The sequence below is a fragment of the Neisseria sp. 27098_8_158 genome (assembly GCF_041433145.1).
GTDB lineage: Bacteria > Pseudomonadota > Gammaproteobacteria > Burkholderiales > Neisseriaceae > Neisseria > Neisseria subflava_E.
The window spans coordinates 235,938-250,745 of the sequence record NZ_JAPWAZ010000002.1 but is presented as its reverse complement, the minus strand read 5'-3'; the positions used below and the strand labels follow the sequence as shown (position 1 = coordinate 250,745).

The following is a 14,808-nucleotide window of genomic DNA, read 5'->3' as shown; positions in this document are numbered from 1 at the left end:
AAACAAAAGCATACGGCGAATAGAATATAGAGAATCAGCATAAAAAAGGCCGTCTGAAAATGTTTAGGGATTTTCAGACGACATGAGATTGATTAATCCTTCTTAATCGGCGGATTCGCATTGATCGGCAACGATGAGCGGGACACTTTAACATTTGGATAATATTTCCGCATTAAGTGCTGAAACACTTCAGCCTTGCGATGATTTCCACTCTTTTCGTAATTCGTTCCCAAAATCACTTCATCCACAATATCACGCACATCGGCATAAGGCAGATAAATAGATTTTGTGGCTTCGCAATATTCGATTTTATCCGAGCCGATTTGTTCGATTTTCAGCAGGCGGAACTCTTCTTCATCTCGGAATGCAAAATCCTTAAACAGATAGCGGATGTATTCCAAAGCTTTTCTGTCTTCATCATCGATTTTAGCTTTACCCTTGAAAATTTTAATTAACTGCTTCAATGCTTCTTCAAGCTTACCGATACGACACTCATGCCAACCCTTATTTCCAAAGTATTTTAAACGGATGCCAAATTTTGAGTTATTTTTATTCTGCAACCATATACTGCATTTTTCTTTAGCAACATATTCATCTTGATAAGCGATATAAGCTACCTGATAAAGCGGTAGGTTTTCATCTTCTGAATCCGCTCCATCTGCCTCTACTGATTCTTCAAAATCTTCATTCAGCTTATTTGTAAAACTTCCGAACGAAGCAGAAATATCAGGATCTTTCAACCAATCCTCGCTTTTATTAAATACCAAGCAGCAGCCCGATGCTTCCACGCCATTTTCTTTGCCATACAGACGGAACTGATTCAAGTCATTTACGCGACTGGAAAAACAGGTAAAGAAAGCATTATAGACGGGGCAATCGGCCTTGTTTTCCAATTCCAAATCCTGCAGATTCAACAACTCCAATAGCCCTTCCCCTTCAGTCGGGTCGTTCATATAAGTAGAACTACCGATTCTCATCGGACTAACCTTGCTATTGTCAACAGGATAGTTATCATCGGTTTTATCATTAGTTTTATCACTGACAATACCGAATAATCTTTCGCATACTGAAGGTGAAGTGTAATGGGCAAGAGGAATCTCTCTCAATTCTAAAGGCGGAATATTTAAAACCGCCAGAATGGTCGAGATAGCATCGGTTAAATTATCTTTTTTATTTTCAATATTTTCGAATAGTTTTTCCCGTATACCCTTCTTTTTCAGATCAAAATAATGTTGCCATTTTTCTTGAAGAAAATAAGACTCTCGTAATAATTCATTAATTCTCTTTTTTAATTTTTCTCTTTCAGACTTATCAATCAATTGTGATAAACGCTTGTCAACAGATGAAAAATATCCCTCGGCTTGCTTAAACAATATTTTAGCTTGAGAAGTTTTTTTATCTTTAATTGAAATGGCCTGTTCTAAATAGCAACGACCTAGCCAATATAGGGCAATAATTTGTTTCTGAATACTGTTTTCATCCCCCAGCTGTTCAACAAGACGTAATCCCTCTTGGAACTGTTCTATGGCATTCTCAAACAATCTTTCAGAACCCCCTCCTTCAGCTTTCATCGCCTGCTCTAAATAGCAGCGGCCTAGCCAAGATAGGGCATTGATCTGTTTCTGAGTACCGTTGTCATCCCCCAGCTGTTCAGCAAGACGTAATTTCTCTTTGAACTGTTCTATGGCATTCTCAAACAATCTTTCAGAATTCCCTCCTTCGGCTTTCATCGCCTGCTCTAAATAACAGCGGCCTAGCCAAGATAAGGCTTTCTGAATACTGTTTTTATCCTTCAACTGTTTAGCAAGACTCAACCACTGTTGGAAATGCTCAACTGCCTGCACAAACAACGTAGCCGCAACCTTGCCTTCAGCTCTCATTGCTTGTTCAAAATAGCAACCTCCTAGCAAAGATTCAGTACTGCACTGTTTTTGAATACCGTCTTCGTCCCTCAGTCGCTTGATAAGACGCAATCTCTGTTGAAAATGCTCAATTGCCTGTTCAAATAACTGTTCCGAAGCCTTCCCTTTGGCTTTTTGCGCCTGCTCTAAATAACAACGACCAAGCAAAAACTGGATACGGTCTTGCCATTGAATTTGACTACTTTTATCTTCAATTCCATCTAAAGCCTGATTCAGCTTCTCAATAGCCTCGTCAAATTTTTTGCTCCCTAATAACTCAAAGCCTTCATTAATTAAAGCTTGAACTTTCATCACTTTACCCCTTTATCAAAACAATCTCTTAACTGCCACACAATCTCAATGCGCCTCTTCCCAATTCATACCCACACCAACCTCCGCCACCAGCGGCACGTTCAACATCCCTTCATCCACTTTCGCCATAATCTGCGGCAGTTTTTCTTTGACTAAATCCAGCTCGGCTTCGGGTACTTCCAATACCAATTCGTCATGCACCTGCATGATCAGTTTGCTTTGCAGGAGGTCGTATGAAAGCCAGCGAGATACGTCTATCATGGCGCGTTTGATGAGGTCGGAGGCGGTGCCTTGCATGGGGGCGTTGATGGCGGCGCGTTCGGCTCCGGCGCGGGCGTTGGCGTTTTTGTTGTGGATGTCGGGCAGGTAGAGGCGGCGGCCGAACAAGGTTTCGACAAAGCCTTGCGCGGCGGCTTGTTCTTTGGTGCGCTGCATGTATTCGGCGACGCCGGGATAGCGGGCGAAGTAGCGGTCGATAAAGTTTTTGGCGGAGATGTTGTCGATGCCCAGCGATTTGGCGAGGCCATATTGGCCCATGCCGTAAATGAGGCCGAAGTTGATGGTTTTGGCGTAGCGGCGTTGTTCGGACGAGACGTTTTCGGGGACGATGCCGAATACTTCGGCGGCGGTGCGGCGGTGTACGTCTTCGCCGTTTTGGAACGCGGTAATCAGGGTTTTGTCGCCGGAGAGGTGCGCCATGATGCGCAGCTCGATTTGGGAATAGTCGGCGGAAACGATGACGCTGCCTTGCGGTGCGGTAAAGGCGCGGCGCACGCGGCGGCCTTCTGCGGTGCGGATGGGGATGTTTTGCAGGTTGGGGTTATTGCTGGCGAGGCGGCCGGTAATGGCGACGGCTTGGGCGTAAGTAGTATGCACGCGGCCGTCTTTGGGTGAAATCATTTCGGGCAGTTTGTCGGTGTAGGTGGATTTGAGTTTCGCTAGGCTGCGGTTTTGCAGGATGATTTTGGGCAGGGGGTAGTCGGGCGCAAGCTGTTCGAGCACGGCTTCGTTGGTGGAAATGCCGCCTTTGGCGGTTTTTTTCAGGCCTTTGGTGGGGATGCCCATTTTGTCGAACAGGATTTCTTGCAGCTGTTTGGGCGAGTTGAGGTTGAACGGCTGGCCTGCGGCGGCGTAGGCTTCTTGTTCGAGCTTCATCAGCTCGGCGCCGAGTTCGGCGCTTTGGCGGGCGAGTTCGGCGCGGTCGATTTGCACGCCGTTGCGTTCCATTTCAAACAATACTTGCGCGACGGGTAGCTCCATTTTTTCATACATTTCAAGCTGTTTGGCATCCATCTGCGCGCGCAGGTGCGCTTCGAGGCGCAGGGCGAAATCGGCGTCCTGGGCGGCGTATTCGGTCGCCTGCCCGATAGCGACATCAGCAAAACTGATTTGCTTCGCACCTTTGCCGCACAGCGATTCGTAGGTAATGGTTTCCAAGCCGAGCCAGCGTTCTGACAATTCGTCCAAGCCGTGTCCAAGGTGGCTCTCGATGATGTAGGAAGCGAGCATGGAATCGCCGGCAATGCCGTTCAGGGCGATGTCGTAGTTGGCGAAAACGTGTTGGTCGTATTTGAGGTTTTGCCCGATTTTTTTCAGGGCTGGGTTTTCCAAATGCGGTTTCAGACGGCCTAATACGTCTTGCAAATCAAGTTGTTCAGGTGCGGCAGTCAGGCTGTGTCCTACGGGAATGTAAACCGCTTCACCTGCTTGGAACGCAATGCTGATACCGACCAGCGTGGCATTCATCGCATCTAATGACGTGGTTTCCGTATCGATGCCGATTTTGTCCGCCTGAGCCAGTTTGTCCAACAAGGCGGCAAACTGTGCTTCGGTGGTAACGGCTTGATAATCCAGCTTTTCGGGGGCGGGGGCATGTTCTATGATTTTTTCAGACGACGTTTCCATGTCCAACGCCGCCTGTTCGCCTATCGTATCGCTGCCGAACAAATCACCGTCCGCCACTTCGTGCATACGGCTTTCCGCTTCTTTCAACCAAGTGCGGAAGCCCCAGCGTTTGAAATCGACCGCAAGCTGCGACCATTTCGGCGAAGTGCGGCGCAGGCTTTCGAGGCCGTCTGAAAGCTCGGTGTGCAAGTCCACATCGGTTTTAATCGTTACCAAATCATACGACAGCGGCAGTTGTTCCAAAGCGGCTTGCAGGTTTTCGCCGACCTTGCCTTTGACTTCGCCAGCGTGTTCCATTACACCAACCAGCGAGCCGTAGGCTTCCAGCCACTTCACCGCGGTTTTCGGGCCGCATTTTTCCACACCCGGCACGTTGTCCACCTTGTCACCCATCAGCGCGAGATAATCGCGGATTTGGTCGGGGCGCACGCCGAATTTTTCCTTTACGCCTTCAATGTCCAGCGTTTCGCCGCTCATCGTATTCACCAGCGTCACGCGCTCGTTCACCAGCTGCGCCATGTCCTTATCGCCGGTAGATACCACCACGTTCCACCCTGCTTCGCTAGCCATCTTAGCCAAAGTGCCGATAACGTCGTCCGCTTCCACCTGCGGAATCACCAATACCGGCCAGCCCATCAGGCGCACCAAATCCGGCAAGGCTTCCGCCTGCGGGCGCAAATCGTCCGGCATCGGCGGACGCGTCGCCTTATAGTCGGGGAACATCTCGTGGCGAAAATTTTTGCCCTTCGCATCAAACACCACCGCGCAATAGTCATGCACATAATCCGCCCGCAGCCGGCGCAGCATGTTCAACACGCCATACATCGCCCCAGTCGGCGCACCGTCGGGCGCGGACAAATTCTGCCCCATAGCATGATAGGCGCGATAAAGATAAGAAGAGCCGTCAACGAGAAGGAGTGTGGGTTTGTTGGACATGGAGAACCTGCTGTGTGTATGAAAATAATGTACGGATTATAAAGGAAAAGGCCGTCTGAAAACCGAAAATCAAGTTTCAGACGGCCTGATGTTTACATAAATATACGGTTTCAGGTATTGCGCCTCAGAATCCCATCTTGTATATTTGTATTTAAATGAATACAAACCAAAGCAAATGAATATGAATGCAACGAACCGTATCCCAATTAGTGTGCGCATCACTCAGGAAGATGCTGATTTTATTGCTGAACTTAAAATCGAAGGAGCGAATACACCATCTGAAAAAATCCGCGAATTGCTCAAGCTGGCGCGCTTGGCGCATACGCAGACACGCGATTACAGCTCCGCACTGACGGCGCAGGAGCAATTTTTCCAAGCGGCGAAACACGAAATCTTGCACGCTGAAAAACAGGCCGGAGTGCATTCGCATATCGTGGCGAGGTTGTTTGAACAATTGCCCGACTTAGGCGCAACACTCGCTGCCGACCTGCCCGAAGAAACTGACCTCGACGATTTGAAAAAATACGAGCGCGAACTGATGTGGCGCATCGTCCGACTCACCGACAGCATCCTGCAACTCGCCGTAACCGGCAAAGGCGCGGCATACGACGACAGCGTATTGCAACAGCTTGAAAACACATTGAAACTGGCAAAGATTGTACAGCAGGCAAATGAAGTTTAAGACTGCCTCCATACCAAATGAGACAAACACATTTTAGCGAAAGGAAAATCCAAATGAGCGAAACCCTATCCCGCCGAGTAGGCCGTCTGGTGAGCGGCGGTTTTCATGCCCTGATTGATGCAGCGGAAAACCTCGCGCCTGAAGCGATCATGAACGAAAGCATCCGCGAAATCGAGCGCGCAGTAGATGAAGTGCGTGCCGAATTGGGCAAAGTGTTGGCGCAGAAACACCTTGCCGCCAAGAAAATGGCCGATGAAAGCAACCGCCACGAAGCCATCGATGCCAATCTGCAAGCTGCCGTAGATGCCGGTCGCGATGATCTTGCCGAAGCGGGTATCGCCGAGCAGATGGACATCGAAGCGCGTCTGCCCATCTTGGAAAACACCATCGCCGATTGTGCCGCACAAGAAAAAGAGCTCGAAGGCTTTATTGCCGCCCTGCAGGCGAAAAAACGCGAGATGCAGCAGCAGTTGCAAGACTGGCGTGCCGCACAGCAAAGCATGGGGACAGGCAAAACAGCCGGTGGCAACGGCAGCGACCTCAACCGCATTGCCCGTGATGCCGAAAAAAGCGGCAATGCCTTCGACCGTGTGATGGGTCGCCAAAACTCAATACACAGTAGTACTGATGCGGCGCAGTTGGCAAAATTGAAGGAATTGGAAGACTTGAGCCGCAACAACCGTATTGCCGAACGATTGGCGGCATTGAAAGCAGGGAAATAAGATGAATTTTGTTAATAAGATTTATGAGCTTGCTGATCAGATTGCTTACTACCATAAGATGTTGAATCACCATGCTGCATGGTTGCTGTTATCAACTATCGCGGTTTGGTCTCTTGGTGATAATCACCCCATACCCGCAATAGTTGCTGCTATTTTAATCATGGGATTCTATGTTGTTATCATTATGAATGACGTGAAGGCAAAATATGGAGACAAATTAATTGCAGATGGATGGAAAGTTTCTATTAAAAAAGCCATAAAATTGTTAAAAACCGAAATCTTGGAAAACTGTGACAAACAAGAGCAGCAAAAACTCTTAGATTTATTGGAGAAGAAATGCCTAACTCAAATAAAGTTTAAAAACTTCTTCAAATACCGTTTATTTTGGATTGCATATATCTTTTGGGGATGGATGCTTTTAGATTTACTTAGATGAAATAGATAAAATCCAAATAAACCCCATCAACATTAAAAATGTATTATTCCAAATACAACTCCAATAAAGAAAAATTAAAAAGAATAAGGAAATGCAATATGTGGAATTTAATCAACGCCCCCGAAACTGAAATCTTCGGCATTGCCATTGCGCTGATGGTTTTGCTCGGTGTGTTGGAAGTCATTTCCATGCTGGCAGGCGGTATCAGCGACTGGTTGGACAACCTGTTGCCCGACAGCCTGACCGAAACTGCGCACGCCGAGGTCGGATTGGATGTGGCGGATGCAGGCATATTCGTGCGTTTCCTGAGCTGGCTGTATGTCGGACGTATCCCGGTGTTGATGTTGATGGTGGTGTTTCTTGCCGTATACGGACTGACGGGTTATCTGTTTCAGACGGCCTTTGCCACTGTATTCGGCAGTTATCTGAATGGCACGCTGGCAGCAGTCATTGTTTGGTTTATTTCCCTACCCTTGGTGCGCGTGACGGCTAGCGGTTTGTACAAAATTATGCCGAAAGATGAAACCACTGCCGTTTTGCAGGAAAGTTTAATCGGCCGCGTCGGCACGGTGGTATTGGGCGAAGCTCGGGTAGGCAATGCGGCGCAGGTGCGCGTGAAAGATGCTTACGGCCAACAGCATTATGTGATGGTAGAGCCTGACTCTGAAGATGTATTAAAACAAGGTGATGCAGTATTGCTGGTGTCGTTGAACGGAAATACATTTAAAGCGATTTTGAATCCGAGCGGCAGCTTGGTTGATTAAGGCCGTCTGAAACCGCTGATTTATCGATACGGGAAAAATAGATACTTCACCGCCCTATTCTCACTATCTAGAAATTTGAGATAAAAATTAGAAAAAACACCCCCTATTATTTCACATATTTTTAACCCTTTCAGACGGCCTCTTTCTCTCAAAGCCTTCTGAATCCACCGCCCCAAAGGCATATTAACAAGAAGAAAGGAAAAACCATGAATTTGGTCTCCATCGGCACTATCGCCGGCGTCATACTCGTCGCGCTGTTTGTACTCGGCCTCATCCTGACCCGTCTGTATCGCCGTGCCAGCAAAGAAGTCTCATTTGTCCGCACCGGTTTTGGTGGCGAAAAAGTCATCATGAACGGCGGTGCGATGGTGCTGCCTGTATTGCACGAAATCATCCCCGTCAACATGAATACACTGCGCCTTGAAGTGCGCCGCGCAGCCCAACAAGCGCTGATTACCCGCGACCGGATGCGCGTTGACGTGATGGCTGAATTTTACGTCCGCGTTAAACCCAGCGCCGAGAGCATTGCGACCGCCGCACAAACACTGGGTATGAAAACCATGTCTCCCGATGAGTTGAAAGACCTCGTCGAAGGTAAATTTGTTGACGCCCTACGCGCCGTTGCCGCCGAAATGGCGATGGAAGAACTGCATGAAAAACGTGTTGATTTCGTACAGAAAGTGCAACAAGTCGTGAGTGAAGACTTGTTCAAAAACGGTCTCGAACTCGAAACCGTTTCCCTGACCGGCCTCGACCAAACCAGCTTCGAATTTTTCAACCCGCAAAACGCCTTTGACGCGGAAGGTTTGACCAAACTGACCGAAACCATCGAAGGCCGCCGCAAAAAACGTAACGAAATCGAACAAGACACCGATTTGGCAATCAAAACCAAAAACCTCGAAGCCGAGCAGCAACGCCTGAAAATCTCGCGCGAAGAAGAATACGCCAAACTTGAACAAGAGCGTGAAATTGCTGTCCGCCGCGCCGAACAAGAGGCCAGCATTGCCGAACAAGAATCTCAGAAAAAACGTGAAGCGGAAGAAGCCAAAATTGCCGCTGAACGCGAAGTGGATTTGAAACGTATTGCCGCCGAACGCGACATTAAAAACGAAGACATTAGAAAAGCCCAAGCCGTTGAGCAGGCAGAGGTTGAACGCCGCAAAGCCATCGAATTGGCCGAACAAGACCGCGCCATCGCCGTTGCTGAAAAATCCCGTGCCGAATCCGAAGCCAAAGCCGAAGCCGACAAAGCCCGCGCCGCCGCCGTTCGTGAAGAAGAAAGCGTGATTACCGTACGCGAAACCGAACGCGCCGAGCGTGCCAAAGCGGTTGAATTGATTGCCGCAGAAGAAGCCGCGCAAAAAGACGCAATTTCGCTCACCGTTGCCGCTGAAGCTGAAAAACAAGCTGCACAAGACCGCGCAGAAGCCGTGCGTATCGCCGCCGAAGCCGAAGCCGAGAAACAACGCCTGCAAGCCAAAGGTGAGGCCGATGCCAAAATTCTGTTGGCGCAAGCGCAAGAGCAACAATACAAGGTTGATGCAGAAGGTACCCGCGCTGTGAACGAAGCTGCCAACGTCCTGAGCGTTGAACAGGTTGAAATGCAAGTCCGCCTTGCCCTCTTAAAACACCTGCCGGACATCATCCGCGAATCCGTCCGCCCAATGGAAAAAATCGAAGACATCAAAATCTTGCAAGTCAATGGTCTGGGTGGCTTTGCCGGTGGTGCAAACGGTGCGGAAGGTGTTTCAGACGGCCAAACCACACAAGCCAGCCTTGCAGACCAAATGGTCAACAGCGCCCTGCGCTACCGCAGCCAAGCCCCGTTGGTCGACGGTCTCTTGAAAGAGTTGGGACTGAATGGTGGCGATATCAACGGTCTGACCCAAGGACTGGATAAAACCATCGACCAATCATAAACGAATGCCGCAATAATGATTTAAAGGCCGTCTGAAACTTTTCAGACGGCCTTTTTTGTATACAAGCTCAGAAAAACGCTAATATTTTCAATACTGATAAATTCAATACTATTGCGGTTGCAATAAATTAGGAATTATCCAATCTGTTTTTGAGGTTAAAAGATTGGGGGCTATTTTAAATGTGAATCACAAGGCTAACTGCTTCAATAATGATCCACCAACAATTTAGTCATAAAAGCCGGTTCTACCGTTTCGATTTCAAGCTTGCCATCTACTCATCTATCGACATTTTAATATCAAACCGCTTATCTTCAGGCAAATAAAAAAGCACAACATTTTGTTGTGCTTTTTCTTGATGAACCCACATTACTTGTTTTTTTGCGAACGAAGGTAGTCCAAAGTTTTCAGCTGGGCAATGGCTGCTGCCAATGCTTTGTGCGCTTCGGCCAGAGATTTATCATCTTTGGCTGCAGAAACACCTGCCTCGGCTGCTTTTTTAGCTGCTTCAGCACGCGCCTGATCCATTTCGGTACTGCGGACGGCAACGTCTGCCAATACGGTAATCTTGTCAGGCTGTACTTCTAAAACACCGCCGGAAACAGCAACCAGCACTTCTTCAGCTTCACCCGGAACAGTCAAACGCAATGCGCCGGGGCGTACCAAACTCATAATCGGCTCGTGTCGTGGATAAATACCAAGCTCACCTTGAACGGTCGGAACCACCACAAAGCTGGCCTCGCCCGAATAGATGTTTTGCTCGCTACTAACCACTTCAACTTGCATGGTGCTCATGCCGGCCTCCTTAGTTTAAGGTTTTCGCTTTCTCAGCCGCTTCTTCGATGCCGCCTACCATATAGAACGCTTGTTCAGGCAGATGGTCGTATTCGCCGTTCAAGATGGCTTTAAAGCCGGCGATGGTGTCACGCAATGAAACGTATTTGCCTGGAGAACCGGTAAATACTTCGGCAACGTGGAACGGTTGAGACAGGAAGCGTTGGATTTTACGGGCACGCATCACAGTCAGTTTGTCTTCGTCAGACAATTCGTCCATACCCAGAATGGCGATAATGTCGCGCAATTCTTTGTATTTTTGCAGAGTAGACTGTACACCGCGCGCTACGTCGTAGTGCTCTTGACCCAATACCATCGGATCCAATTGGCGTGAAGTAGAGTCAAGCGGGTCAACTGCCGGGTAAATACCCAAAGATGCAATATCACGGCTCAATACGACGGTCGCGTCCAAGTGGGCGAAAGTTGTCGCTGGAGATGGGTCAGTCAAGTCATCTGCAGGTACATATACGGCTTGGATGGAAGTAATGGAACCGGTTTGGGTAGAGGTAATACGCTCTTGCAAACGACCCATTTCTTCAGCCAATGTCGGTTGGTAACCCACTGCAGAAGGCATACGGCCCAACAGTGCAGATACTTCGGTACCGGCCAGAGTGTAACGGTAGATGTTGTCAACGAAGAACAATACGTCGCGACCTTTACCGTTTTCGTCTTTTTCATCACGGAAGTATTCGGCCATAGTCAAACCGGTCAAAGCAACGCGCAGACGGTTGCCTGGAGGTTCGTTCATTTGGCCATACACCATGGCTACTTTATCCAATACGTTGGAATCTTTCATCTCGTGGTAGAAGTCGTTACCTTCACGGGTACGTTCACCCACACCTGCGAACACGGACAGACCGCTGTGCGCTTTGGCGATGTTGTTGATCAATTCCATCATGTTCACGGTTTTGCCCACACCGGCACCACCGAACAGACCTACTTTACCGCCCTTAGCAAACGGACACAGCAAGTCGATCACTTTAATACCGGTTTCCAACAATTCGGTAGTTGAAGACAACTCGTCGAATTTCGGAGCAGTTTGGTGAATGGCACGGCTCTTGTCGGTATCAATCGGACCTGCTTCATCAACAGGCGTACCCAATACGTCGACAATACGACCCAATGTACCTTTACCTACCGGCACAGTGATTGGCGCACCAGTATTGCTTACAGACATGCCGCGTTTCAGGCCGTCTGAACTACCCATTGCAATAGTACGGACAACGCCGTCACCTAGAAGCTGTTGAACTTCCAGAGTCAGACCGTTCTCGTCCAATTTCAGGGCATCGTAAACATGCGGGATAGCGTCGCGTGGAAATTCCACGTCAACCACCGCACCAATAACTTGTACGATTTTGCCTTGGCTCATTATCGTATCCTAATTTCCTGTTCAGGCTTCAGACGGCATTAAACTGCCGCTGCACCTGCTACAATTTCTGACAATTCTGTGGTAATCGCGGCTTGACGCGATTTGTTGTACACCAAGCGCAATTCTTTAATGGCATTGCCTGCGTTGTCGGTTGCGGCTTTCATCGCTACCATACGTGCGGCTTGTTCAGATGCCATGTTGTCGCTCAATGCCTGATAAACCACAGACTCTAAATAGCGGCGAACCAAATATTCCAATACGGCGATAGGGCTCGGCTCGTAGAGGTATTCCCAAGTAAATGAAGAATGACCTGTTCCGTCGTCAATAACGTTTTCACCGATAGGCAGCAAAACTTCCATACGCGGCTCTTGGCGCATTGTATTGACGAAACGTGAGTAAACCATATGGATACGGTCTAATTCATGCTTCTCATAACGTTGGAAGATTTCGGTCAGAGGGCCGAGCAGCAATTCCATTTTTGGGGTATCGCCCAAATTGATTGCGCTGGCAATAACATTCAAACCGATGCTTTGGCATGCAGCCAAACCTTTACTACCCAGGCACACGACTTCGACTTCGATGCCTTGTTCCTGATACTCTTGAACTTGCGCCAAAAACTTTTTCAGTACGTTTGCGTTCAAGCCACCACACAAACCTTTATCCGAGGTAATCAAAATGAAACCGGCACGACGCACTTCGCGGTGCGGCTCCAACAATTTGATACCATGATCGGCATTAGTCTGTGCAAGATGGCTCATCACTGTACGCACTTTTTCGGCGTACGGACGCGCTAAGCGCATCCGGTCTTGAGTCTTCCGCATTTTAGAGGTCGACACCATTTGCATCGCTTTAGTGATCTTTTGGGTATTTTGAACACTACGGATTTTGGTGAGAATCTCTTTTCCAACTGCCATTTCAGACTCCTTTCATCTCAATACTTATGCTTGGTAAGCGTAAGAAGATTTGAAAGATTTCATGGCTTCGGTCAATGCTTTTTCGCTTTCGTCAGACATTGCGCCTGATGCATTAATCGCTTCCAGAACCTCAGGATGTTGCGTACGTACGAAACTCAAGAATTCTGCTTCGAAAGCCAAGGCTTTGGATACCGGAACATCTGCGTAAGAACCGTTGTTGATCGCCCACAAAGTCAATGCCATTTCGGCAGTGTTTAATGTGCTGAATTGTTTTTGTTTCATCAATTCAGTAACCACTTCACCGTGTTGCAGCTGTTTGCGTGTTGCTTCGTCCAAATCGGAAGCAAATTGCGAGAATGCCGCCAATTCACGGTACTGTGCCAACGCCAAACGGATACCGCCACCCAGTTTTTTGATGACTTTGGTTTGTGCTGCACCACCTACGCGCGATACGGAAATACCGGCATTGATTGCAGGACGGATACCGGCGTTGAACAAGTCGGTTTCCAAGAAGATTTGGCCGTCTGTAATCGAAATTACGTTGGTTGGTACGAATGCTGATACGTCACCAGCTTGGGTTTCAATAATTGGCAACGCAGTCAGAGAACCGGTTTTGCCTTTTACTTCGCCATTGGTCAGTTTTTCAACTTCGTTTTCGCTGACACGGGCCGCACGTTCCAACAGACGGGAGTGCAGATAGAATACGTCGCCAGGATATGCTTCACGGCCAGGAGGACGGCGCAACAGCAGAGAAATTTGACGGTATGCAACGGCTTGTTTAGACAAGTCATCGTATACGATCAACGCATCTTCACCACGGTCACGGAAGAATTCACCCATAGTACAACCGGAGTAAGGAGCGATGTATTGCAGTGCAGCGGCTTCAGAAGCAGTTGCAGCAACTACGATAGTATGTTCCATCGCGCCATGCTCTTCCAATTTGCGTACTACGTTGGCAATAGAAGATGCTTTTTGACCGATAGCCACATAAATACAGATAACGCCTGTACCTTTTTGGTTGACGATGGCATCCAGTGCTACGGCTGTTTTACCGGTTTGACGGTCACCAATGATCAACTCACGTTGGCCACGACCAACCGGAACCATAGAGTCAATGGCTTTCAGGCCGGTTTGCATTGGTTGGTCAACCGATTTACGCGCAATCACACCTGGTGCAATTTTCTCGATTGGAGCAGTCAATGTTGTATTGATTGGGCCTTTACCATCGATAGGACGACCCAATGCATCAACCACGCGACCAACCAGTTCGCGACCGATCGGCACTTCCAAAATACGGCCGGTACAGGTAACTGTATCGCCTTCTTTAATGTGTTCGTACTCACCCAACACTACGGCACCGACGGAGTCACGCTCCAAGTTCATGGCCAGACCGAAAGTGTTACCGGGGAATTCGAGCATCTCACCTTGCATCGCGTCTGACAAGCCATGAATGCGCACAATGCCGTCTGTAACAGAAACAACGGTACCACGGGTACGCACTTCTGCATTGACGGACAGATTTTCGATTTTGGCTTTAATCAAATCGCTAATTTCAGCAGGATTAAGCTGCATGAAAACTCTCCTAATTTGTCATAGTCGCATACAAAGCATTCAGTTTGCCTTGTACGGACAAATCCAAGACCTGATCACCCACTTCTACTTTGATGCCGCCGATTAATTCAGGGGCAACTTTAGCTACCACATCCAATTTGCTGTTAAAGCGTTTTGTCAGGATATCGGCAACATCGGCCAGCTGCTGAGAACTGAGCTCATACGCGCTGTAAATTACTGCCGATTTCGTATTGTTGTGTATCAAGGTCAAATCTTGATATTGGGCATAAATTTCCGGCAATACCAGCAAACGCTTTTGCTCGGCCAAAACGGTAATGAAATTTGCCAATTCGACATTTTTGATACCGACAAGACCTTTGAGCGTTTCTGCTTTTTCGGAAGCTCCCGTTTCCGGTTGCTCGATGAAAGCAATGACTTTCTCATCTTGAACAACCGCTGCGAGTTCTTTCAGTTCGCCCAACCAAGACTCGATTTGGTTTTTTTCCTGAGCCAGACTAAACAATGCTTTCGCATAAGGTCTGGCAATCGTTGCGAACTCTGCCATA

Annotated in this window: 12 protein-coding genes; 5 read left to right on the top strand and 7 right to left on the bottom strand. The window is 48.3% G+C overall.

Annotated features, from left to right (window positions below):
* Positions 1 to 92: 92 nt before the first annotated feature.
* Positions 93 to 2,213, bottom strand: coding sequence for a sel1 repeat family protein (locus tag O3681_RS06670; protein ID WP_371459574.1), 2,121 nt, complete (start codon positions 2,211 to 2,213; stop codon positions 93 to 95).
* Positions 2,214 to 2,258: 45 nt separating this feature from the next.
* Positions 2,259 to 5,054 (bottom strand): DNA polymerase I, encoded by a 2,796-nt coding sequence (gene polA, locus O3681_RS06665; protein ID WP_371459573.1) that lies wholly within the window; start codon positions 5,052 to 5,054, stop codon positions 2,259 to 2,261.
* Positions 5,055 to 5,235: 181 nt separating this feature from the next.
* Here polA and O3681_RS06660 point away from each other — a divergent pair, with 181 nt between their 5' ends.
* From O3681_RS06660 to O3681_RS06640, 5 genes are all read left to right on the top strand, one after another.
* Complete coding sequence (locus tag O3681_RS06660; RefSeq protein ID WP_371459572.1) at positions 5,236 to 5,736, top strand: hypothetical protein; 501 nt, start codon at positions 5,236 to 5,238, stop codon at positions 5,734 to 5,736.
* A gap of 53 nt (positions 5,737 to 5,789) precedes the next feature.
* On the top strand, positions 5,790 to 6,458 hold the full coding sequence (locus O3681_RS06655; RefSeq protein WP_371459571.1) for a PspA/IM30 family protein: 669 nt from the start codon (positions 5,790 to 5,792) through the stop codon (positions 6,456 to 6,458).
* Between the two features lies 1 nt (position 6,459).
* Entirely contained in the window at positions 6,460 to 6,894 is a 435-nt protein-coding gene (locus tag O3681_RS06650; RefSeq protein WP_371459570.1) for a hypothetical protein, read from the top strand.
* A 98-nt stretch (positions 6,895 to 6,992) separates the two neighbouring features.
* Entirely contained in the window at positions 6,993 to 7,658 is a 666-nt protein-coding gene (locus O3681_RS06645) for a YqiJ family protein (protein WP_371459569.1), read from the top strand.
* 206 nt (positions 7,659 to 7,864) lie between these two features.
* Entirely contained in the window at positions 7,865 to 9,577 is a 1,713-nt protein-coding gene (locus tag O3681_RS06640; protein WP_070826409.1) for a flotillin family protein, read from the top strand.
* A 366-nt stretch (positions 9,578 to 9,943) separates the two neighbouring features.
* Here O3681_RS06640 and O3681_RS06635 read toward each other — a convergent pair whose 3' ends face one another.
* From O3681_RS06635 to O3681_RS06615, 5 genes are read right to left on the bottom strand one after another with little or no spacing between them, the layout of a single operon-like run.
* Entirely contained in the window at positions 9,944 to 10,369 is a 426-nt protein-coding gene (locus tag O3681_RS06635; RefSeq protein WP_049331696.1) for a F0F1 ATP synthase subunit epsilon, read from the bottom strand.
* Positions 10,370 to 10,379: 10 nt separating this feature from the next.
* The gene (gene atpD / locus O3681_RS06630; RefSeq protein WP_003683789.1) at positions 10,380 to 11,777 is read right to left on the bottom strand and encodes a F0F1 ATP synthase subunit beta; all 1,398 of its coding nucleotides are present in this window, start codon (positions 11,775 to 11,777) and stop codon (positions 10,380 to 10,382) included.
* A gap of 38 nt (positions 11,778 to 11,815) precedes the next feature.
* Positions 11,816 to 12,691 (bottom strand): F0F1 ATP synthase subunit gamma, encoded by an 876-nt coding sequence (gene atpG / locus O3681_RS06625; RefSeq protein WP_371459568.1) that lies wholly within the window; start codon positions 12,689 to 12,691, stop codon positions 11,816 to 11,818.
* 24 nt (positions 12,692 to 12,715) lie between these two features.
* On the bottom strand, positions 12,716 to 14,263 hold the full coding sequence (atpA, locus tag O3681_RS06620) for a F0F1 ATP synthase subunit alpha (protein ID WP_003676111.1): 1,548 nt from the start codon (positions 14,261 to 14,263) through the stop codon (positions 12,716 to 12,718).
* Positions 14,264 to 14,273: 10 nt separating this feature from the next.
* A complete protein-coding gene (locus O3681_RS06615; protein ID WP_107723813.1) occupies positions 14,274 to 14,807 on the bottom strand; it encodes a F0F1 ATP synthase subunit delta in 534 nt (177 codons plus the stop codon).
* Position 14,808 lies beyond the last annotated feature (1 nt).

Excerpts from the sequence above, each read along its gene's own strand:
- atpA (WP_003676111.1), bottom strand. The coding sequence starts at position 14,263 with ATGCAGCTTAATCCTGCTGAAATTAGCGATTTGATTAAAGCCAAAATC.
- O3681_RS06640 (WP_070826409.1), top strand. The coding sequence starts at position 7,865 with ATGAATTTGGTCTCCATCGGCACTATCGCCGGCGTCATACTCGTCGCG.
- O3681_RS06660 (WP_371459572.1), top strand. The coding sequence starts at position 5,236 with ATGAATGCAACGAACCGTATCCCAATTAGTGTGCGCATCACTCAGGAA.
- O3681_RS06655 (WP_371459571.1), top strand. The coding sequence starts at position 5,790 with ATGAGCGAAACCCTATCCCGCCGAGTAGGCCGTCTGGTGAGCGGCGGT.
- atpG (WP_371459568.1), bottom strand. The coding sequence starts at position 12,691 with ATGGCAGTTGGAAAAGAGATTCTCACCAAAATCCGTAGTGTTCAAAAT.
- O3681_RS06645 (WP_371459569.1), top strand. The coding sequence starts at position 6,993 with ATGTGGAATTTAATCAACGCCCCCGAAACTGAAATCTTCGGCATTGCC.
- O3681_RS06650 (WP_371459570.1), top strand. The coding sequence starts at position 6,460 with ATGAATTTTGTTAATAAGATTTATGAGCTTGCTGATCAGATTGCTTAC.
- O3681_RS06670 (WP_371459574.1), bottom strand. The coding sequence starts at position 2,213 with ATGAAAGTTCAAGCTTTAATTAATGAAGGCTTTGAGTTATTAGGGAGC.
- O3681_RS06615 (WP_107723813.1), bottom strand. The coding sequence starts at position 14,807 with ATGGCAGAGTTCGCAACGATTGCCAGACCTTATGCGAAAGCATTGTTT.
- polA (WP_371459573.1), bottom strand. The coding sequence starts at position 5,054 with ATGTCCAACAAACCCACACTCCTTCTCGTTGACGGCTCTTCTTATCTT.
- O3681_RS06635 (WP_049331696.1), bottom strand. The coding sequence starts at position 10,369 with ATGAGCACCATGCAAGTTGAAGTGGTTAGTAGCGAGCAAAACATCTAT.
- atpD (WP_003683789.1), bottom strand. The coding sequence starts at position 11,777 with ATGAGCCAAGGCAAAATCGTACAAGTTATTGGTGCGGTGGTTGACGTG.